Annotated in this window: 16 protein-coding genes, 1 tRNA gene and 2 pseudogenes; 10 read left to right on the top strand and 9 right to left on the bottom strand. The window is 43.5% G+C overall.

The genetic code is table 11. The annotated features are described in order from the left end of the window. Positions 1-115: 115 nt before the first annotated feature. Positions 116-1,279, top strand: a complete 1,164-nt coding sequence (gene hemH / locus NIES593_RS13510) for a ferrochelatase (RefSeq protein ID WP_073600078.1) — start codon at positions 116-118, stop codon at positions 1,277-1,279. A gap of 50 nt (positions 1,280-1,329) precedes the next feature. On the opposite strand, the gene NIES593_RS13505 is transcribed toward hemH, so the two are convergent. The 3 genes from NIES593_RS13505 to NIES593_RS13495 form a co-directional block, all read right to left on the bottom strand. Next, positions 1,330-1,752, bottom strand: coding sequence for a KH domain-containing protein (locus NIES593_RS13505; RefSeq protein WP_073600077.1), 423 nt, complete (start codon positions 1,750-1,752; stop codon positions 1,330-1,332). After that, the gene (rpsP, locus tag NIES593_RS13500) at positions 1,745-1,993 is read right to left on the bottom strand and encodes a 30S ribosomal protein S16 (protein WP_073600076.1); all 249 of its coding nucleotides are present in this window, start codon (positions 1,991-1,993) and stop codon (positions 1,745-1,747) included. Before rpsP ends, NIES593_RS13505 begins: the two co-directional genes overlap by 8 nt. 125 nt (positions 1,994-2,118) lie before the next feature. Beyond that, positions 2,119-2,619, bottom strand: coding sequence for a hypothetical protein (locus NIES593_RS13495; protein ID WP_073600075.1), 501 nt, complete (start codon positions 2,617-2,619; stop codon positions 2,119-2,121). A gap of 271 nt (positions 2,620-2,890) precedes the next feature. On the opposite strand from NIES593_RS13495, the gene NIES593_RS24220 reads away from it, so the two are divergent. After that, positions 2,891-3,031: a hypothetical protein gene (locus tag NIES593_RS24220; RefSeq protein WP_175561131.1), complete on the top strand. Its 141-nt coding sequence runs from the start codon at positions 2,891-2,893 to the stop codon at positions 3,029-3,031. Between the two features lie 24 nt (positions 3,032-3,055). Here NIES593_RS24220 and NIES593_RS13490 read toward each other — a convergent pair whose 3' ends face one another. The 4 genes from NIES593_RS13490 to NIES593_RS13475 form a co-directional block, all read right to left on the bottom strand. After that, positions 3,056-3,991, bottom strand: a complete 936-nt coding sequence (locus tag NIES593_RS13490; RefSeq protein WP_073600074.1) for an NAD-dependent epimerase/dehydratase family protein — start codon at positions 3,989-3,991, stop codon at positions 3,056-3,058. A 70-nt stretch (positions 3,992-4,061) separates the two neighbouring features. After that, a complete protein-coding gene (locus NIES593_RS13485; RefSeq protein WP_073600073.1) occupies positions 4,062-5,651 on the bottom strand; it encodes an alpha/beta hydrolase in 1,590 nt (529 codons plus the stop codon). A 36-nt stretch (positions 5,652-5,687) separates the two neighbouring features. Next, positions 5,688-7,589 carry a fatty acyl-AMP ligase gene (locus NIES593_RS13480; protein WP_073600072.1) on the bottom strand — a complete coding sequence of 634 codons (1,902 nt, stop codon included), beginning with the start codon at positions 7,587-7,589 and terminating at the stop codon, positions 5,688-5,690. Beyond that, positions 7,589-7,792 (bottom strand): hypothetical protein, encoded by a 204-nt coding sequence (locus tag NIES593_RS13475; RefSeq protein ID WP_073600071.1) that lies wholly within the window; start codon positions 7,790-7,792, stop codon positions 7,589-7,591. Before NIES593_RS13475 ends, NIES593_RS13480 begins: the two co-directional genes overlap by 1 nt. Positions 7,793-7,920: 128 nt before the next feature. On the opposite strand from NIES593_RS13475, the gene NIES593_RS13470 reads away from it, so the two are divergent. Beyond that, the gene (locus NIES593_RS13470; RefSeq protein ID WP_073600070.1) at positions 7,921-8,130 is read left to right on the top strand and encodes a TOBE domain-containing protein; all 210 of its coding nucleotides are present in this window, start codon (positions 7,921-7,923) and stop codon (positions 8,128-8,130) included. Positions 8,131-8,284: 154 nt separating this feature from the next. On the opposite strand, the gene NIES593_RS13465 is transcribed toward NIES593_RS13470, so the two are convergent. Further along, complete coding sequence (locus tag NIES593_RS13465; RefSeq protein WP_073600121.1) at positions 8,285-9,556, bottom strand: glycosyltransferase family 4 protein; 1,272 nt, start codon at positions 9,554-9,556, stop codon at positions 8,285-8,287. Between the two features lie 357 nt (positions 9,557-9,913). Between NIES593_RS13465 and NIES593_RS13460 the strand changes: the two genes are divergently transcribed. The 3 genes from NIES593_RS13460 (at position 9,914) to NIES593_RS13450 (ending at position 12,871) form a co-directional block, all read left to right on the top strand. Further along, positions 9,914-10,005, top strand: a tRNA-Ser gene (locus tag NIES593_RS13460). A gap of 121 nt (positions 10,006-10,126) precedes the next feature. Then, positions 10,127-10,927, top strand: coding sequence for a class I SAM-dependent methyltransferase (locus NIES593_RS13455; RefSeq protein ID WP_073600069.1), 801 nt, complete (start codon positions 10,127-10,129; stop codon positions 10,925-10,927). A gap of 27 nt (positions 10,928-10,954) precedes the next feature. Beyond that, positions 10,955-12,871 carry an ATP-binding cassette domain-containing protein gene (locus tag NIES593_RS13450; protein ID WP_073600068.1) on the top strand — a complete coding sequence of 639 codons (1,917 nt, stop codon included), beginning with the start codon at positions 10,955-10,957 and terminating at the stop codon, positions 12,869-12,871. On the opposite strand, the gene NIES593_RS23610 is transcribed toward NIES593_RS13450, so the two are convergent. Further along, positions 12,837-13,016, bottom strand: coding sequence for a hypothetical protein (locus NIES593_RS23610; RefSeq protein WP_139253702.1), 180 nt, complete (start codon positions 13,014-13,016; stop codon positions 12,837-12,839). The genes NIES593_RS13450 and NIES593_RS23610 overlap by 35 nt on opposite strands. A 109-nt stretch (positions 13,017-13,125) precedes the next feature. Between NIES593_RS23610 and NIES593_RS25590 the strand changes: the two are divergent. From NIES593_RS25590 to NIES593_RS13430, 4 genes and pseudogenes are all read left to right on the top strand, one after another. After that, positions 13,126-15,989: pseudogene (locus tag NIES593_RS25590) on the top strand (ATP-binding protein). Next, positions 15,986-17,814: pseudogene (locus tag NIES593_RS25585) on the top strand (EAL domain-containing protein). The pseudogenes NIES593_RS25590 and NIES593_RS25585 overlap by 4 nt, the downstream one beginning before the upstream one ends. Positions 17,815-18,026: 212 nt before the next feature. After that, complete coding sequence (locus NIES593_RS13435; protein ID WP_073600067.1) at positions 18,027-19,142, top strand: ABC transporter permease; 1,116 nt, start codon at positions 18,027-18,029, stop codon at positions 19,140-19,142. A gap of 47 nt (positions 19,143-19,189) precedes the next feature. Continuing rightward, entirely contained in the window at positions 19,190-20,038 is an 849-nt protein-coding gene (locus NIES593_RS13430) for an alpha/beta fold hydrolase (protein WP_073600066.1), read from the top strand. The last annotated feature ends 44 nt before the right edge of the window (positions 20,039-20,082 follow it).

The raw sequence follows: 20,082 nt of genomic DNA, 5'->3' as shown, positions 1-20,082 counted from the left end.
AAATCCCACCGATCGACTTTAAGATAGCGTATAATTCGTTACCTGTTTTAACTGAAAAACCAATATATTGTTAAACTTGGTAAAGAATATGAAAAGTAAGTGATCTGTAATAATCATGGGTCGTGTCGGGGTTTTACTACTAAATCTAGGTGGTCCGGAGCAGTTAGAAGACGTTCGTCCTTTTCTATTTAACTTGTTTGCCGATCCGGAAATCATTCGCCTTCCTTTTTCTTGGCTGCAAAAGCCACTTGCTTGGTTGATTTCAACCTTAAGATTCCAAAAATCGCAAGAAAACTACATGCAAATCGGCGGCGGTTCCCCGTTGCGCCGAATTACGGAAGCTCAAGCGCAGGCGCTAGAAGAACGGCTAGCGGAAATCGGTCAGGAGGCAAGGGTTTATATAGGGATGCGCTACTGGCATCCTTTCACGGAGGAAGCGATCGCAGCTATCAAACGCGATCGCATCAAGCGGCTAGTCATACTCCCTCTCTATCCGCAATTTTCCATCAGTACTAGCGGCTCTAGTTTCCGAGTCCTCGAAGAGATGTGGAAGAAAGACCCTGCCCTCAGACAGATTGATTACACGATCGTTCCTTGCTGGTACGACAGTCCCGGATACATCAAGGCAATGGTCGATCTCATCGTCCAAGAATTAGAAAAATTTTCCGACCCCGATCGCGTTCATATTTTCTTTAGCGCACACGGCGTTCCACAAAGTTACGTTGACGAAGCAGGCGATCCCTACCAACAGGAGATCGAGGAATGTACGCGCCTGATAATGAAAACCCTTAACCGTTCCAACGACTATACGCTAGCTTATCAAAGTCGGGTAGGTCCGGTAGAATGGCTCAAGCCATATACCGAAGATGCTCTAAAAGAATTAGGGAAGAAGGGAATCGAAGATTTATTAGTTATCCCCATTAGTTTCGTGTCCGAACACATCGAGACCTTACAGGAAATCGATATCGAGTATCGAGAAGTGGCAGAAGAAGCAGGAATTAAAAACTTCCAACGAGTTCCTGCCCTTAACACCCATCCAGTTTTCATTGATGCTTTGGCTGAGTTGACGGTTGAGTCGCTAAAAAAAGCACCTCAGACCTTTGCTGAAGTGCCCCGCCCGAAGAAGAATATGAAGATGTATCCCCAGGAAAGATGGGAATGGGGAATGACGACCGCCGCCGAAGTTTGGAACGGTCGCTTAGCCATGGTTGGCTTTATTGCCTTGATTATTGAATTAATAAGCGGTCACGGTCCGCTACATTTTGTTGGATTGTTATAGGTTTCGAGATTTCTCAAAACCTATTATCTGCTTCCCGATTCTAAAGCCAATCAGAAGCGCGATTTGCCTGAAGTTCTAGGGGAATGGGGGCGACGAGCGCGAGTTCTTCCCTCTCTTTCTCTTTTAAGAGATTTAAGAGAGCCATTATTGTCTCGACCTTCCCGTCGCTTTGGCTTTTCGCTTTGACTTTCATAAATATCTAAATAAAGAGATTGACCTGCTGCCGCCGCCGCCGTTTCTAGAACCGTGCGAATAGCTTGTAGGTTGCGGCCACCACGACCGAAAACTCGTCCCTTATCCGTTCCCTCAAAAGCCAATCGAACCCAAACTCGTTTGTTTTGGTTAGATTGCTCGCAGTCGATACTGAGTAACTCTGGCGACTCCAAAAACGGACTGACGAGAAACTTTACCAACCCACAATAGTCTGGAATAGAAGTTTGAGTATCTTTAGACAAGTTTGTTGCCTTAAGCATTGACTTGTTCAAAAACTTTGGCTTTTGTTAGAATGTTGCGTACTGTCTCTGTTGGTTGAGCACCTTCTTTGAGTCGCTTGACAATCGCGGGAACGTTCAACCGAGTTTCATCGGTTCTCGGATTGTAAAATCCCAGTTCTTCGAGGGGACGACCTTGTCGGCGACTGGTGCTTTGTGTGGCTACGATTCTGTAGCTAACTTCTCTTTTCTTTCCGTATCGCTTTAAGCGCAATTTGATCATAGTTAACCCTAAAAATACTCCTTTCCGATTGTAAGGGATTACTAGGTAGATTGGGGAGCTTTATAGCTCTTAGAGAAAGTCATGTTGAGTTTTTGGCTCCCATCTGACTAGGTTCGGATTTGACTTTAGCAAGAAGCACCCAAGAAGAACTCCATTTCTTTTTTGTCTTCGATCGCTTTGAGTGCCGATGCGATCGCGTCATGAATATTATCTGATTCAGCGTTACCTAGATCTTCGACTACTTTAAGAATGCCATCGATTTGTGCTTGGAGCTTTTGTTCTTCTTCTTTCTCCTTCGCTTGTAGCTCTTGAATTTGTTTTTGGATTCTGTTAATCGCCGAGCGTTTGGGAATGATAATTCCGTGAATCAAGCCTTCAATGGCAGCAGCAATGGTCTGATTAATTTCTGTCTGTTGGTCGGGCAATAGCGCAATAACTTCCGACATAGCATTCCGAACGGCTTTCAGAATGATTTTAGGGTCTTCTGTGGCTTGAGAGGCAATTTTAGCTTCCGCAGCTAAAACTTTAGTTTCGATAATCTCTCTAATTTTATCTATTTCTAAAGCTTGTTTTTGTTGGGGAGCGCGACTGGGTGCTTTGGTGATGCTTGTTCTTGGATTAGACATTATTTTTCTCCGATCGCATAATTAATTTCTGTTCTCTTCCTTAAAACTAAGAAAAAAACATCGGGAAATATTGAAGGTCTTGAGAAAATTTATATTTTGTAGCGCAGGCATCGAGAATCTCTAAAATCTCTGCAACATACCTATTGCGGGCATGACGCTGCCATGCCCGATTGAGACAGCGGTCTATAGCAATCCTAGTTGATTCATAAAAATTGTAGTGCGGGCATCATGAGAAGCGCGAGCGGGACGTAATACCATTTTTCATTCATTAATGACAGAGATGGTCGATCGCCCTCACCCCCAACCCCTCTCCCAATTGGGGAGAGGGGAGAAGAATGTCGATCGTGAAAACCTGAAAATTGGTATAAGTCCTACGAACACGCTTCGCTTTCCGCACTACGTTCGCGAATGATTTAGGACTGCTATATATTTCGCCTCAAACAGCCGCGAGAATTTCTTCATCGATTGAGAAATCAATTTCTGCTTGGTGGCGACCCGAAGCGAGATAATCGTTTTGGAAAGAATCTTTTAATCCAGATAAGAGATCGTATTCTGGTTTCCAGTTGAGATGTTCCATCGCTTTATGGATATCGGCAAAGAAATGCTGCACTCGAACGGGAAATCCTTTGCGCTTGCCAAAGTCGAACTTTTTGGGGTCGTAATGCACTAATTTCAGGTCGTCGGGAGATTTTCCGGCTGCTGCGGCACAGGTGCGGGCTAAGCCATCAAAAGTGACGTAGCGATCGCCGGAAATATTATAGATCTCTCCAATCGCTCGTTCGTTGCCCAAAACGGCTGCCATAGCGCTAGCGAGATCTTTGACATGACCGAATTGGGTGATGTGCAAGCCATTGCCGGGAATGGGAATGGGACGATCGCGCACGATGCGATCGAAAAACCAAGCTTCTAGGTCGTTATAATTCTGGGGACCATAAATGTAGGTCGGGCGAATGGAAGTCCAAGGCAAGCCGGCTTGTGCTAAGTATTCTTCTGTTTGGAATTTGCCTTTATGACGGCTTTTGGGATCGACGAGATCGCCTTCGAGGTGAGGCATTTGGTCGGATTTGAGATAAACGCCTGCCGAACTGACGTAGACAAAGTGTTTAATTTTATCTTTAAAGATTTCTGCCAAGGGCTGAGTGTCGCTCAGTTCCCGACCATTATTATCGAAAATAGCATCAAAGGACTCTGAGGCAAATTTTTCGGTTAATTGGGCAGCATCGGTGCGATCGCCTTGAATTTGCTTTACTCCTGCAACGGGTGCGGGATTATTGCCCCGGTTGAACAGAACGACTTCGTGACCTCGTTCTACCAAAATTTTTGTTAAATAAACCCCGATAAAGCGGGTTCCTCCCATAATTAAAATTCGCATTTTTATCGCTCCCTAATCCTATCGATCTGCTTGTTTCCTTTCCAGAATAGGATATAAAGGCTGAGCTTTTTCATTGACTCGCTAGAGACGGTAGAGACTGCACTAAGCTGAGGTTGTAGGGAGCTTGGCTCAGGGTTTTGATGTAAGAAGCTTGTAAATAGGAACGGTATTGTTCATCGCCATCGAGATAGACTTTGAAAAAGGATAGCGCGAGGATGTTTTGATAATCGCGAGCGATCGCTGCTGCCTCCTCCTTAGAAATTTCTTGGTTTGTCAGTCCTTGCATCAGAGGTAAAAGCACCCAGGCGTGGGGCAATCCCGTCGAGACGGAGAGATATTTATCGGCAGCGACTAACTCATCAAAAGCGGGCATCTGCTCCGATACGAGGGGAGTGATGATATCTTCGGCTGCCGCTTGCCACATGACAGGAGTGGTAACGCGACTCATTCCCGCTTGTCCGAAGAGACTTTTACTAAAAGGCACGAAGAGATAGATGGCTTTAATTCGACTATCTTGCAAATTGAGAGGCTGTTTTGGGATCTCTAGGGCGCGACATTGATAATACAGGGAGATATTGAGCAAGCGAGTTTGAGAATTGCAGTCTCTTTCTAGTTGCTCGAAATTTAGTTCGGCACCTGCTAATGATAGGGCAGTGGCACCGCCAAAGGAATAACCAAATAGGCCAACTTGTTGTAGGTTTAGTCGATCTTGATATTCAGATTGGTTGCGCTTTTGTAGTTCGTTGAGTAAAAAAGTTACATCCAGAGGGCGATCGCGAAATTCCATCGCATCGAAGTTATCTTTGTATAATCCTTTATAAAATTCTCGCTGCCTCTGACTGCTGCTGCCAGGATGATCGGGAATGGCAACTGCAAATCCATAAGAGGCTAGATGATAAGCTAAGTCATCAAAGCGATCGCGTTTGGCACCGATGCCATTTGAGACAACGATAATGGGAAATTGTTTTTGCTGCGATGTTTCTGGCAAGTAGAGATCGACAATTAACTCGCGTTCGCGTTGGGAGTCGTATAATTCGACGGTTTGCCTGGAACTGTTAAACTGACCTGGCGTTCTAATATCTCGAAGTTGCTTGAGATCGATAGACGATTCAGACTTGGCTTGTTCTGAAGTCATGCGATCGAGTTCTGCAACGAGCGTCTTAGTTTTGTCTACCATGGTAGACATTTCCCGAACGAATCCCATAATGTTCTCAGTATTGAGCTCGATATCAGTAGGAAACTTGCGCATCAGATCGATCGCATTAATACTCTTAGATTCAAGAACTGCTTGAATTAACGCTCCTCGCAGTCCATAAAAACCATTTTGATTTTTGGGAATATTAATTAACTCGCCCACATCTTTTAGCAACCCTTCTCCTACAGCGCTGTGAGAGAGACGATAGATTACCATAGGATTGACTTGGTAGCGCGATCGCAAAAAGTTTTGCACCCGCTCTTGTTGTTGCGGACTCAAACGGTTGAGGAAAAAGGCTAATTCTTTCTCGATTCTGCCCTCTTGAGCAAAGGTTGCTAAAGCCTCAACCGAAATGGAGAAACCTAAAGGACCATAATTAAAAAGAATGCGATCGGCAGCGCTGACCGGTAAAACGATTAAGAGAGTCGTAAAAATCGCCAGTAACAGAAACCGTAATCTACGCATTCAGAATATTTAGTTATTTCCAAAAATTTCAAATAGTCATTTAATTTTAGTTTTTTTCCCATTCGCCCACAAATAAAAAAATCGTCTCAATCGCCCCCCAAACAACAGCGAATAGCGCCTCAAGTGAGTCATAGGATTCAAATATCTATTAATCAACGAAGTTATATCGCTTTGCTCTTTTAAGCGCCATTCTCCTACGACATCCAAACTTCCTTCGAGAAACTTAGCCTGACAGGTCCTTCGTTGCACCTTACCGCTAGAAGTTTTGGGAAGACTACCCGTCTTCAACAGAACGATCGCATAAACATCGATCAAATGTTCCTGAAAGATTGCCCAACGAATCGCTTCTACTACCTCATCAATAACTAACCCTTGCCGATAACTGCGTTCTATCTCGTGAGCAATAACGAGTCTATTTTCCCCGGCGACTTCGACTGCAAAGGCAGCACCGCAACCCGATCGCAAGGCGGGATGACATTTTTCTACAGTCTCTTCGATCTGTTGGGGATAGTGATTAAACCCCCAAAAGACCATCAAATCGTTTAGACGACCTGTAACGAACAGTTCGCCATCTTGCATAAACCCCAAGTCTCCCGTTCTCAGGAACGGACCTTCTCCCGTATCTTTGAGATAAGCACAGAAGGTGCGTTCCGTCTGTTCGTGTAAATTCCAGTATCCTTTACCTACCCCCATTCCAGATACCCAAATTTCCCCGACGCGATCGCTCGGACATTGGGTTAACGATTCGGGATCGACGATGATAATTTTGCTATCTAACCAGGCACGACCGCAACCGATAATTTCTCTAACTCCCTCTTTCTGGCTATTAGCAATAACGACGCGATTCTTTTCTAGAGGGGCTTTTTCGACATACTTAACCACTGGCGGTTCTGTGTGTATTCCCCCAGTGACGAATAAAGTGGCTTCAGCCATGCCATAGCAGGGATAAAATGCTTCGCGGCGGAAACCGCAAGGTGCAAATTTTGCCGAAAACCGATCTAAAGTTTCGACTCTGATAGGTTCGGCACCGCAGAAAGCCACCGTCCAACTGCTCAAATCGAGATTCGCTACCTGTGCGGGAGTTGCCCGACGCGATAGGAGATCGTAGGCAAAATTGGGTGCGCCGCTTGTAGTCGCCTTGTAGCGCGAAATTGCCTCAAGCCAGCGAATCGGCTTTTGGATAAAGGCAATAGGTGACATAAAAATGCAAGGACTTCCTAAATATACCGCTTGGATGACCGTGCCAATCAATCCCATGTCGTGGAATAGGGGCAACCAGCTAACACCGCTTGCTTCTTCCGTATGACCGAATGCCATCTGCAACATTTTTTGATTGTGCAGGATGCATGCGTGAGTGACCATGACTCCTTTGGGAATTCCGGTAGAACCGGAGGTATATTGTAGAAAGGCTAGGGTATCGCGATCGCAGTTGGGTTTTGCCCAATCGAGTAAAGATGTTTCAGGCAACTTTTCTAGATCGTCTGTGGCTAGCCAATCGAGTTGGTTGAAAATAGAATCCGATCCTGGCGTAATGAGTTGGTTTTTGAGTTTTGCTAAGAGGGATTTGCTCGTTAGAATAATTTGGGCTTGACAGGAGAGGAGACGAGATTGAAGATCGCGCAGTGCGAGGCTATTTTGCGGCGGATAGCAAGGAATGGCAACGACTCCTGCATACAAACAACCAAAGAAAGCTGCGATGAACTCTAATGCTCCGTCGTAAGGATAAACTAATACTGCGCGATCGCCTTGCTTAATTTTGAGTTCCTTGAGTTGGAGGGCGATCGCTTTTGCCTGTTGCTCTAATTCTTGATAGGTTAAATTAATTGCTTGCGTTTCCCCATCTTTGAGAAAGGTAAAAGCCGTTTTCTTGGGTTGAGATTGCGCTCTATCGTACAAAAGTTCCACTAAAGTCGCATAATTGGCTGTTTGGACTTGCATTAGTTAGACAGTAATCTGACTCTGTTTTCGTTTTTAATAATTGTGTGATGAAATTGTACGCTGCGATCGCCCACAAAAAACTCGAAATAATCTAAATTTTTAATTATTATACCAATTTTCAGGTTTTCGCGATCGACATTCTTCTCCCCTCTCCCAAATAGGGAGAGGGGTTGGAGGTGAGGGCGATCGACTATCTCTGTCATTAATGAATGAAAAATGGTATTAGTCTAATCGCCATTTAATCATCATCTTTTAACAATAAAAATTGCTAATCGACTAAGCCTTCCTTTATGTTATTAGGATGGTTTGATAAAAACTTGAGGAACGCACTATGAAGATTAGCGCTCGCAATACGCTCAAAGGGACTGTGAAAGCAGTCGTACCCGGCGCGGTGAATACCGAAGTTGTCATCGAAGTAGCTCCAGGCGTTACAATTACTTCGATTATTACTAAAGCTTCGGCTGATAGTCTGGGACTTTCAGAGGGAAAAAAAGTATACGCTGTTATTAAGTCATCTGACGTGATGGTAGCAATCGATTAAACAGAGCGATCGACTAGCTTCAATTCCGGTTATAAATATTCCGCAAGGATTGACTGAATCGATACTAGAAGCAATCGACGAGAAAAACTCCTCGCTGTCTTTTCGATAAAGCGAGGAGAATCTGGGAGTTATGAGGCTACGAATGTGGTATTACCTAAGCACTGACCGAACCTAGAGGAACCGCCTCAGTTTCCTCAATTAGTTGGGCATACAAAGTGCCAAGTTGGGAAGCTACCCCCTTCCAACTAAACTTTTTCTCAACGCGCTTTCTGGCGTTTCTGCCAAGGAAATCTCTCCATTCGGGATTTGAGAGGATGCGATCGATCGCCACGGCAAAAGACTCAAAATCCTTCGGCGGCGCAAGTAAACCCGTCTCTTCAGAAACGACCGTAAATTGCAATCCGCCCACATCGCTAGCAATAACAGGCGTGCCGCTTGCCATCGCTTCGATGGCGACTAAACCAAAAGGTTCGTAATGACTGGGAACGACGCAAACATCAGCCGCCGCATAATAAATCGGCAACTCGCGATCGCCGATCCGTCCGGGGAAGAGGGTCTTCTCTGCCAATCCCAGTTCGTTAACGATTCTTTCTATTCTCTCCCGTTCGATGCCGTCACTTTGACCCGGACGAGAACCGCCACCAATCACTAGCTTTAGCCGAGGATCGTCGCGCCACTCAGATGCGTTGACGGCGCGAACCAGCGTTTCAATTCCCTTGCGCTTATCAAAACGTCCGACATAGAGGACGACCTTTGCATCTGACTCAAAACCAAGAAGAACTCTCGCTTCTTCTCGATCGATTCCGCCAAAATGTTCGATATCGGTTCCACAGGGAATAATCTTAATTTTGCCCTTAGCAGACACCAGCGATCGCATGTGTTCTTGTTCTTGGGGACTGGTGGCTACAATGCAATCGTCTGTTTCTAAACAATCTTTTTCTACTTTCAATCGGGTGCTGGCAATCATGGGAATAGTAGAGACTGATTTGTACTTGACCGCACCCAAAGAATGATAGGTATGAACCACGGGTAGGGATAATCTTCGCTTCAACTCCAGTCCTACCCACCCAGAAATCCAATAATTCGTGTGTATTAAAGAGTAATCGAGTCCTTCTTTTTCTTTAAACTTCAGCAGTGCTTCTACAAATTGATGGCGATAGCCAAAAATTTCATCGCGCGGTACAAATTCTTCCGGTCCAGCTACTAAACGAATCGTACGACAATTGGGAGCATGTTCTACAATTCTCGGTTGATGAGCGCCACTTGCACGAGTAAACATATCTACTTTCCACCCTTGTCGTGCTAATTCCTCACCCACGTGGCGCACGTAAACATTCTGTCCACCCGCTTCTTCTTTACCGATTTCCACAGCGGGGTCGCCGTGAACCGAGATAAGTGCTATGGACTTTGTTGGTTTGTTATTCATTCTTACAATTAAAACCTCAAATGGAACAAAGGTTGGGGTAAGTTCGGGGCAGTTATTTGCCTTGACTTCGATTCCCTTCCTTTCTGCTGGCACTTCCATAAATCGAGAAGCCCAGAATTCGCCTTAGCGGCTTCCTCCTTTTAAATTCAAAACAAGAGTTGCGTTAAAAATCCTTGAGATTTTTTTGTCTTTACCTCCTTGACAGATCCGCATTTATAACCTCTAGTTTGCTTATATTATACACGGCAGTATGTAAAAAAGTGTATCAGTATGTTACTAAATTCTGCTACAAACAAAGTTAGGTCAAGATCGCCATTACTTTATTAAAAATCTGCTACACTAGAACTCTGTCACCGAGGAGAGGTGGCTGAGTGGTCGAAAGCGGCAGATTGCTAATCTGTTGATGGACTCGTAAGACCCATCCGAGGGTTCGAATCCCTCCCTCTCCGTTAGCTTTGTTATAGTCTAGTCGAGATTTTCACCCTCGTTAAAGTCTTATTCGCCACCTTACTTACTCACTTCAAATTTTTTTAGTAGTTCGCGAAGTCGTATAACTGGTGAGTTAAACCAATGAACTCTTTGGAACGATTTTGCAATCGCGCAACAGATTATGCCAAATACCGACCCAGCTATCCTGCAACAGCCATCGATCGCATTCTAGAAGGACTGAATAATCCTCTTGTAGCTGCCGATATTGGTGCGGGGACGGGAATTTCCTCACGCCTGCTTGCCGAACATGGGGTGCGCGTACTGGCGATCGAACCAAATGCCGATATGAGACAAGCAGCAGCGCCTCATCCATTGGTGGAGTTTTTCGATAGCACGGCAGAAAAGACTGGCATAGCGAAAGCATCAATTGACTTGGTGACTTGCTTTCAATCGTTTCACTGGTTCGATCGCCAACCGACTGTGGCAGAGTTTCGCCGCATTCTTAAACCTGGCGGACGCTTAGCTTTAGTTTGGAACCAAGACGATGCATCGGACAAATTTACCGTAGATTGCACTCGCCTGATTTTTAGGCTATCGTTCCCAAATCCACTAGATCGCCTTGTCAAAAAAGTAATTCTGCTGCCTTCCAAGTTGGTTCAATCTTGGTACGACTGGCAACTCTTTCGCCTGTTGCGTTCGTACAATTTTGCTAGTATCCGCAGTTATGAGTTTGCTTACAAACAGGAATTAGATCTATCTGGACTGATTGGTTTAGCAAGGAGTCAATCGTTTGTCCCCCTTTCTGAGTCTGTACAACAGCGATTGGTCTCCGGCTTAGGGAAATTATGCGATCGCTATGGCGATGAAAATAGCAAAGTATCTTTGGTATACAAGACAATCGTTTATATAGCCCAAGCATCGGAAAGACTTCAGAAAGAATAACTAGGCAAATTGCGATTGTAATTATCTATGCATGAGAATGATGAAGTTATCCAAGTCCAAGGTTTATTGAAGCGCTACGGCAAGCTAGTCGCTGTCAAAGGGATCGATTTTTCGGTACGGCAAGGAGAAATCTTTGGTCTCATCGGTCCCGATGGTGCGGGAAAAACAACGACTTTCCACATCCTCGCTGGCGTGATGGAGGCGACATCGGGAAACGTCCAAATATTAGGAAAATTACCTCGCGATGCGCGTTTGTCTACAGGATATCTGACGCAACAATTCTCTCTCTATCTCGACCTAAGTATCGATGAAAATTTGCGCTATACGGCGGGATTGCGCCAAGTTCCCGAACCATTGTTTTACCAGCGCCGCGCTAAATACCTGAAATTGATGGATTTGGAGAGATTTAGCGATCGCTTGGCGGGTCGTCTTTCTGGGGGGATGAAGCAAAAATTAGCCCTCTGTTGCGCCTTGATCTCCCAACCGAAAATTTTACTCTTGGACGAACCGACTACAGGAGTCGATCCCATCTCTCGCCGAGAATTTTGGGACGTTCTCGCCGCCATTTCCAGTGAGGGAGTGACGGTTGTCATCGCTACGCCCTACCTCGATGAAGCAGAACGCTGCCATCGCATTGCCTTGATGCACGAAGGAGAAATTAAGCAAATTGGAACGCTTTCGCAGTTGCGAGAGAGTTTGGGATTGCAGCGATTAGAAGTAAGGACGGATCGACTGGCATTGGCGGAGGCAGTTTTAACGTCCAATCGCGATCGCGCTACCTCTATCGTAGATGTACAAACCTTTGGCGATCGCTTGGATGTTTTGGTTAAAGATGCATCGGCAGGTGAAGCAGAAGTTAGAAAAAGATTTCGCCAGCAACAAATAACGCCGGATCGCATTCAAGTTGTCCCTCCAACTCTAGAAAATGTCTTCGTAACCCGCTTGCGAGAGTATGGAGACAATCCCGAATCGATTCCCTTTCCCCGCAGCAAAAGCGAAAATCTACCTTCTCATTTGAATGTAGCTATTGGTGCGCGTTCTCTCAAAAAAGTGTTTGGCGACTTCCATGCAGTTGAAGAAGTGACTTTAGAAGTACGCTATGGGGAAATTTACGGGTTGCTGGGAGCAAATGGCGCGGGGAAAACGACCACAATTAAAATGCTGTGCGGATTGTTGGATCCGACGGCAGGCGCGATCTCTGTGGCAGGAGAAACAAGGAATTTACGCAGCACTCAAGTGCGCCAACGCATCGGTTACATGAGTCAGAAATTCACCCTCTACGACGATTTGAGTATCGTTGAAAATCTAGAGTTCTACTGCGGGGTTTATGGTGTTCCCCGCCGCTTGCGCCGCACCAAAATCGACTGGGTCCTGGCAACTTGCGGTCTGGAGGGAAAAGAGAATATGATTACGGGTCAATTGCCGGGAGGATGGAAGCAGCGGGTTGCCTTTGGCGCTTCAGTAATGCACGAACCAGAAATCCTCTTTCTCGACGAACCGACTTCGGGAGTCGATCCGCTTGCGCGTCGTCAGTTATGGCGATCGATTAACGAGTTCGCGCGTCAAGGAATGGCAATTTTAGTGACAACTCACTATTTAGAGGAGGCGGAACAATGCAACCGCATGGGATTGATGGTAGCAGGAGAAATCGTGGTACAGGGTTCGCCTAGCGAGATTAAAGCATCTCAACCGGGTCAGTTGCTGGAGGTTGTCACCAACCGCACTCAGGAGGCTTCTAATCTATTAAAAACTCATTTATCGTCTTGGCGGGTATCAATTTTTGGCGATCGTCTGCACCTCGTTCTCGATTATCCCGATAAAGAAGTTCCTGAAGTCCGATCTTTACTAGAAACTGCTGGAATTAAAATTCATTCGCTGCGATCGATTCCTTTCTCCCTCGAAGATGCTTTCATCGGCCTCGTACAACGCACCCAGCAAAGGTGAGGTGGGGAAGTGGGGGGAAGGAGATTGATTTTCCGCTTCCCCACCAACTAATACCAATTTTCAGGTTTTCGCGATCGACATCTTTTTCCCCTCTCCCAAACTGGGAGAGGGGTTGGGGGTGAGGGCGATCGATCATCTCTGTCATTAATGAATGAAAAATGGTATAAGTCGGCGAGCAAATGTTATTTAAGAGAAATTTGGGGGAAACCTAGAATTAAAACGCTACTTAAGTCCTATCATTTCAGTGGAGCGACATGAAATTATCCAAGGCGATCGCGACTCCAAAAGAGCAAGCTAAGCAATTCCGAGGCATACCTCTACGCTTAGTCTTAGTATTGCCTTTTGTGCTGCAAGTTGTCGGTGCAGTGGGATTGGTGGGCTATCTTTCTTTCAAAAACGGACAGGAGGCGGTTAACGACCTTGCCGATCGCTTGATGGACAAAAGCAGCAATCTAGTTTCCAAACATCTCGATAATTATTTAGAAACTCCTCAGAAAATCAACCAAATTAATCTCGACGCGATCGCGCTAGGATTATTGAACTTAAAAGACTTTAAGACAGCGGGACATTACTTTTGGAAACAACTACAAGCTTACCCACATGTGTCTTACATGGCTTATGCACTGACTACAGGAGAATATGCGGGTGCGGGAAAATTTTTAGCCGGACAGGGAGTTACCATAGATGAACTTTCCTCCGCTACCCAATGGAAAAGCTATACTTATGCGACTGATAGCCAGGGCAACCGCACCGAAATAGTAACAGTATACGATGACTACGACCCGAAGACAGAAAATTGGTACAAAGATGCCATTAAAGCAGGTAAACCAATATGGAGTTCTGTATACAACTGGGATGGAGAAAATTTAGCAGGATATATTTCTATTACCGCTACCAGTCCCATTTACGATCGAAAACATCAACTTGTGGGTGTTATTGGAGTCGATTTACTTTTAGCTAGTATTAGCGATTTCTTACAGCAACTAAAAATTAGCCCGACTGCCAAAACTTTTATTGTCGAGCGCGATGGATTATTAATTGCCTCTTCCAGTACCGAAAAACCTTTTACCCTAGTCAATAGCGTAGCAAAAAGACTCAGCGCACTCAACAGTTCCGACGAACAAATTCAAGCAACAGCCAAGTATTTACAACAAAAATTTGGTAACTTTCAAGCCATTAAAGACAAACAAAAACTGGATTTTCAACTACAAAGCAAACGCCAATTTGTGCAAGTCACTCCCTGGAAAGATGAATTTGTTTGGATTGGTTAGTCGTCACTACCATCCCCGAATCAGACTTTATGGCACAAATAAATGCCAACACTCAGATAACCATCGCCCTCTGTTTTGCGGCATTATTAATCGCAGTTTTGTTAGGATTAATTACCTCTCGTTGGATTACGCAACCGATTCTGCGTTTGGGTAAAGCTTCTGTTGCTATTGCCCAAGGAGATTTAAACCAACGAGTAGAAGTCAAAGGCATCATCGAACTGAGCGTATTGTCTCACTCCTTCAACGAAATGGCGCAACAACTGCAATCCTCTTTTGCTAATTTAGCGCTTACCAACCAACAACTAGATAGGGTAAATCAAGAATTAGAAAAAAGCAATCAAGAGTTAGAAACTAGAGTAGAACAAAGAACTACCGAACTAAAGCAAGCTAAAGAATTAGCAGAACGAGCGAATCGTGCTAAAAGCGAATTTTTGGCAAATATGAGCCATGAATTGCGAACTCCTCTCAATGCCATTCTCGGTTTCTCCCAACTATTGAATCGAGAAACCTCTCTCACCAAACAACAACAGGAGAATATTGGCATTATCAATCGCAGTGGCGAACATTTACTCTCTCTAATTAATGACGTACTAGATTTAGCTAAAATCGAGTCGGGAAAAATGACTCTCTATCCCACAGACTTCGATTTATATGCTTTGTTAGACTTAATCGAAGAAATGTTAGCACTGAGAGCAGAATCTAAAGGGTTAGAGTTTATTATTGAACGTAGTAACGATCTGCCCCGATACGTTAATACTGATGACAAAAAACTCCGTCAAGTTTTAATTAATTTACTAGGTAATGCCATCAAATTTACCCATGAAGGGAGTGTAACCCTAAGAGCATCATCAGTCATGAGTCATGATTCATTGGCAAGAAGCCACAAGGAAAAAAGTAAAAATGACCAAGGACAAACAACAATTTACTTTGAAATCGAAGACACTGGCGCTGGAATTGCCCCCGAAGAAATTGAGACTTTATTTGAAGCATTTGTGCAAACTGAAAGCGGCAAAAAATCCCAACAAGGAACGGGTTTAGGCTTGCCAATTACTAAAAAGTTCGTCGAATTGATGGGAGGCACAGTTACAGTTAGTTCTAAAGTTGGTCAGGGAAGTATTTTTAAATTTAATATCCAAGCGCAATTGAGTGAAGCGAGCAAAATTACTGCACAAAAAACAACTCAAAGAGTCATTGGACTCGAACCTAATCAACAAGAATATCGTATTTTAGTGGTAGACGATCGCTGGGAAAACCGACAACTCTTATTAAGATTATTACAACCAATTGGATTTCAAGTAAAAGAAGCTAGTAACGGACAAGAAGCCGTAGAAATTTGGCAAAGTTGGCAACCCCATCTCATTTGGATGGATATGCGAATGCCTGTGATGAATGGTTATGAGGCAACTCAACAAATTAAATCCCATATCCAAGGACAAGCGACAGTAATTGTTGCTCTAACTGCCAGCACTCTCGAAGAAGAAAAAGCTGTTGTTCTCTCGGCTGGTTGCGATGACTTTGTGCGCAAGCCTTTTCGAGAAGAAGTCATTTTTGAAAAAATGGCTCAATATCTCGGCGTGAATTATATCTATGAAGAGCTTGATTCTGAGGATACCTCTGAAACAGCAAGTGTTGAAAAATTAACCGCCGCCGCTTTAGCAATTATGCCCGATGAATGGTTAAAGGAACTTGTTGAGGCTGCTGCTTTAATTGACGAGCAACACATTGCGCAATTATTGTCCCAAATCCCTCAAGAACATCAAGCTTTAGCTAAAGCTATTGAGAAAGAAGTCGATAATTTTGATTTCGAGCGCCTGATGACCCTCGCTCAAGAAGCTATCAATTTATGAATAATACTCAGTTAAATTCTTTTGGTGCCAATATTTTAGTTGTTGACGATACTCCCGATAATTTGCGGGTTTTGTCAGCATCTCTGATGAAGCGAGGCTATCAAGTTCGCTGCGTAAAAAATGGGGCAATGGCATTAATTACCGCCAAAAAAGCCCCTCCCGATCTCATTTTGCTAGATATTAAAATGCCAGAAATGGATGGCTACGAAGTCTGCGAGAAACTCAAAGCTGATGCCCATACTCGCGAGATTCCCGTCATTTTTCTCAGCGCGTTGGATGATGTTTTTGATAAGGTGAAAGCGTTTCAAGTGGGAGGAGTAGACTATATCACCAAACCTTTTCAAATTGAAGAGATTGTGGTTCGCATCCAGCATCAATTGGTATTGAGGGCAGCTAAAGCCGAAATTTGTCAGTTAAACGCCGAATTAGAGCAAAAAAGTCCAACAAAGAACGGTACAATTAGAAGAAGTTATTGGCAAACTCCATCAAGAAATTACCAAACACAAACAAACCCAACAAAAACTTTTGCAACAGTCTTTACACGATGCGCTGACGGGTTTACCCAATCGGACTTTGTTGATGGAGCACCTGCAAAAAGCGCTCCAACGCAGTCAAAGAAACAAAAATTATTTATTTGCTCTCTTGTTTATCGACCTCGATCGCTTCAAAATTATTAACGATAGTTGGGGACATGCTGTGGGGGATGGACTTTTAATTGCTGTCTCCCGCATCCTTAAAGGATGTACCCGTGAGGCAGATACTGTGGCTCGTTTGAGTGGGGATGAATTTGCTATTCTCCTTGAGGATCTCAAAGATTTTCAAGATGCGATCGCCGTCGCCGAACGATTATTAGATAAACTTACTTCTCCTATTCATTTAGAAGAGCGAAAATTGTTTGCTGGTGCCAGCATTGGTATTGTTTTTGGTGCGACCAATTATCAAAATGGCCACGGACTTGCTGCGGGATGCGGATATTGCGATGTACCGCGCTAAAGCTTTAGGAAAAGGACGCTATGCCGTTTTCGATCGCGAAATGTACGCTCAGACGCTACATCTGTCGCAAATCGAAACTGACTTGTGCTATGCGCTCGATCGTCAAGAATTTTTACTGTACTATCAACCGATCGTCTCTCTAGCGAGTGATAGAGTGACGGGGTTTGAAGCCTTGCTGCGCTGGCAACACCCAGAAAAAGGGTTAATTTATCCTGGCGATTTTATCGCGATCGCCGAAGAGACTGGCTTAATTGTTCCGATTGGCGAATGGGTTTTACGAGAGGCTTGCCAACAGTTACGCACTTGGCAACAAAAACTTCCTTCAGCTTCATCTATTTATATTAGTGTCAATCTTTCGAGCCGACAAATCAAACAATTCGATTTTGTGGATAAGTTAGCTAAAATTCTCAGCGATACTGGTTTAAATGGGCAAAATCTCCGACTAGAACTGACTGAAACCATGTTGATGGATCGAGGAGAAAAAACGATCGAGCTTCTTGGTGGAATCAAAGCACAAAAAATTCAGTTGATTATTGATGATTTCGGTACAGGTTATTCATGCTTAAGTTATTTACACCGTTTTCCAATCGATGCCTTAAAGATCGATCGCTCCTTTGTTAGTTCCATCGACGCTCAAGGCAACAATTGCGAAATCGTTAAGACCATTATTACGCTAGCTCATTCTTTAGGCATTAAAGCGATCGCTGAAGGAGTAGAAACCTCTTATCAACTCGCTCAATTAAGAAATTTGGGATGCGACGAAGCACAAGGATATTTCTTTTCCCAACCTGTTAACTGTCACTTAGCAGAGGCTTTATTGCCTAATGTATAGCAATCCTAGTTGATTCATAAAAATTGTAATGCGGGTATCTTGCCGGTGCAAGCGTCCCAATCGCACTACGCTCGCAAATGATTTAGATTGCTATAGTTAATCAATAAGTAGCAAACGATAACTGATGGAAGTTGTTATTTTTTTACAGAATAACGATACTCTCTAATCTTTCATCCTTTTATCAAATGCCTAATGACAAATGACAAATAATTATGAAAAGAATCCTCTCGCAATGCTACAAAGAATTATCTCAATTTAAGCGCGATCGCCTTACAGTAGCTTTGGCATTTATTCTACCTTTTATAACTTTAATTATCTTTGGTTATGCTATTCGTCTAGAAGCCAAAAATATTCCCTTATACGTACAAGATTTTGATAATACGCCTTTAAGTCGAGCTTACATCGAGCGTTTATTTGCTACCAATCAGTTTATTCCCATCGCTGAAGGTAGTCAATTATCTTCTAACGACCCTGAAGAAGTTGTCGATAGGGGACTGGCTAAAGTTGCTGTTGTGATTCCACCGGATTTTAGCCGTAAAATTAAATCCGAAATCCCTGTAGAAGTTCAAGCAATCGTCGATGGCAGCGATGTGAATAATGCCAGGGTGATTCAAAATAGTATCCGAGCAACAACTCTATATTTTTTACGCAGTTCTAAATTACAACCAAATACTAATAAAGTTATCCCCCGTATTCGCCTTTGGTTTAATCCTGGAAGAAAAGAATCGCTTTATATCGTTCCCGGATTGTTGGGCATAATTTTATGGATCTATCCTTCCTTATTAGCGGCACTTGCCATGGTAAGCGAAAAGGTGCAAGGAACGATTATACAAGTTTATGCTTCTAACCTTAGTGCAACAGAACTGCTTTTAGGAAAAGGATTAGCCTATCTCATCATTGGTATTTTAGAAATGATTTTTATTGTAGGATCTGGGATGTTACTCTGGCGAATCGGTTTTGCAGGCGATCCAATTCTCTTATTAATTAGCACGCTAATTTATCTAACTGATAGTGTTATGTTTGGACTCCTAATTGGCAGTCGAGCGGCCGATCGAACTTCAGCTATTCAAGCAGTCGCTCTAATTGGTTTTTTAACAGCTTTTCTCTTATCTGGCTTTATTTATCCTTTGAGTAATATTCCCTTCCCTCTTTCTCTGATTTCTAATATCGTTCCGGCTAGATACTATCTCGAAATCAGCCGAGATACTTTTGTCAGAGGAACTGGTTGGGCAGGGGTTTGGCTATTTTTTATAATTTTAATTATTTTGGGATTGTTTATCTTTAATGCAGCTAGACGCACCCTAAGACGGATGCAATTACCTGATTAATCTTTTGGCACTTGCTAAATCTGAAAGAAAAAAGCTTTGCTGGTAATATGAATGCGATCGCGCCTATCCGTCAAATCTTAGACCTTTCTGACATTCAGTTGTCTTATTTAGAATGGAATAGCGGAAAAGAACCTTTAATTCTCTTACACGGTTTGGCTGATTGCGCTTTAGTATGGTCGAGTCTGGGAGATTATTTAGCGCCAAACTACCACATTATTGCTCCCGATTTGCGCGGTCATGGAGACAGTAGCAAGCCTGAAAATAATTATTTATTCTCCGATTTTATTGCCGATTTAGAAGCGCTAATGAAACATTTAGGTTGGTCTTCCACTCATGTTTTAGCTCATTCGTGGAGTGCTAAATTATTAACAATTTGGGCAAGACAATATCCCGAACGTTTTCAGAGTTTAATTCTCGTCGATCCCTTTTTTATTGGGAAAATTCCCAGTTGGTTTAAAATAACGTTTCCAATTTTGTACCGTGTTTTACCTTTTCTTAAAATTATGGGACCTTTTTCTAGTTACGAGGAAGCGGAAAGATTAGCGCATCAATTGAAACAATATCGCGATTGGACGCCTTTACAGAAACAAGTTTTTCAAGCTAGTATCGAACAAAAAAGCGATGGAACTTGGGGCAGTAAATTTGTTGTACAAGCACGCGATCGCATTTTTGAAGAAGTCATGCAAGTAGCAGGACTAACGCAACTAATTGACATTCCAACGCTGTTTGTCAAACCCCAAAAAGGACTCAATCGCACTGCATGGCAGCTTAAACCCTATAAAACTTATTTAAAAAATCTACAAATTTGTGAAGTTCCGGGCAATCATTGGGCATTTTTAGTCGAACCAAAAATTTTTAATCAAACAGTAGAGAAATTTTTAAAATCAATTCGATAGTGCAAGTATTTTCCTCGCTTATTAGTTCAATTTACTAATAACCG

Origin of the sequence: Hydrococcus rivularis NIES-593, from assembly GCF_001904635.1 — a bacterium.
GTDB lineage: Bacteria > Cyanobacteriota > Cyanobacteriia > Cyanobacteriales > Microcystaceae > Hydrococcus > Hydrococcus rivularis.
This window is presented reverse-complemented; position numbering and strand designations above follow the sequence as displayed.

Coding starts and splice junctions, on each gene's coding strand:
- hemH (WP_073600078.1), top strand. CDS start 116: ATGGGTCGTGTCGGGGTTTTACTACTAAATCTAGGTGGTCCGGAGCAG.
- NIES593_RS13505 (WP_073600077.1), bottom strand. CDS start 1,752: ATGCTTAAGGCAACAAACTTGTCTAAAGATACTCAAACTTCTATTCCA.
- rpsP (WP_073600076.1), bottom strand. CDS start 1,993: ATGATCAAATTGCGCTTAAAGCGATACGGAAAGAAAAGAGAAGTTAGC.
- NIES593_RS13495 (WP_073600075.1), bottom strand. CDS start 2,619: ATGTCTAATCCAAGAACAAGCATCACCAAAGCACCCAGTCGCGCTCCC.
- NIES593_RS24220 (WP_175561131.1), top strand. CDS start 2,891: ATGACAGAGATGGTCGATCGCCCTCACCCCCAACCCCTCTCCCAATTG.
- NIES593_RS13490 (WP_073600074.1), bottom strand. CDS start 3,991: ATGCGAATTTTAATTATGGGAGGAACCCGCTTTATCGGGGTTTATTTA.
- NIES593_RS13485 (WP_073600073.1), bottom strand. CDS start 5,651: ATGCGTAGATTACGGTTTCTGTTACTGGCGATTTTTACGACTCTCTTA.
- NIES593_RS13480 (WP_073600072.1), bottom strand. CDS start 7,589: ATGCAAGTCCAAACAGCCAATTATGCGACTTTAGTGGAACTTTTGTAC.
- NIES593_RS13475 (WP_073600071.1), bottom strand. CDS start 7,792: ATGACAGAGATAGTCGATCGCCCTCACCTCCAACCCCTCTCCCTATTT.
- NIES593_RS13470 (WP_073600070.1), top strand. CDS start 7,921: ATGAAGATTAGCGCTCGCAATACGCTCAAAGGGACTGTGAAAGCAGTC.
- NIES593_RS13465 (WP_073600121.1), bottom strand. CDS start 9,556: ATGAATAACAAACCAACAAAGTCCATAGCACTTATCTCGGTTCACGGC.
- NIES593_RS13455 (WP_073600069.1), top strand. CDS start 10,127: ATGAACTCTTTGGAACGATTTTGCAATCGCGCAACAGATTATGCCAAA.
- NIES593_RS13450 (WP_073600068.1), top strand. CDS start 10,955: ATGCATGAGAATGATGAAGTTATCCAAGTCCAAGGTTTATTGAAGCGC.
- NIES593_RS23610 (WP_139253702.1), bottom strand. CDS start 13,016: ATGACAGAGATGATCGATCGCCCTCACCCCCAACCCCTCTCCCAGTTT.
- NIES593_RS13435 (WP_073600067.1), top strand. CDS start 18,027: ATGAAAAGAATCCTCTCGCAATGCTACAAAGAATTATCTCAATTTAAG.
- NIES593_RS13430 (WP_073600066.1), top strand. CDS start 19,190: ATGAATGCGATCGCGCCTATCCGTCAAATCTTAGACCTTTCTGACATT.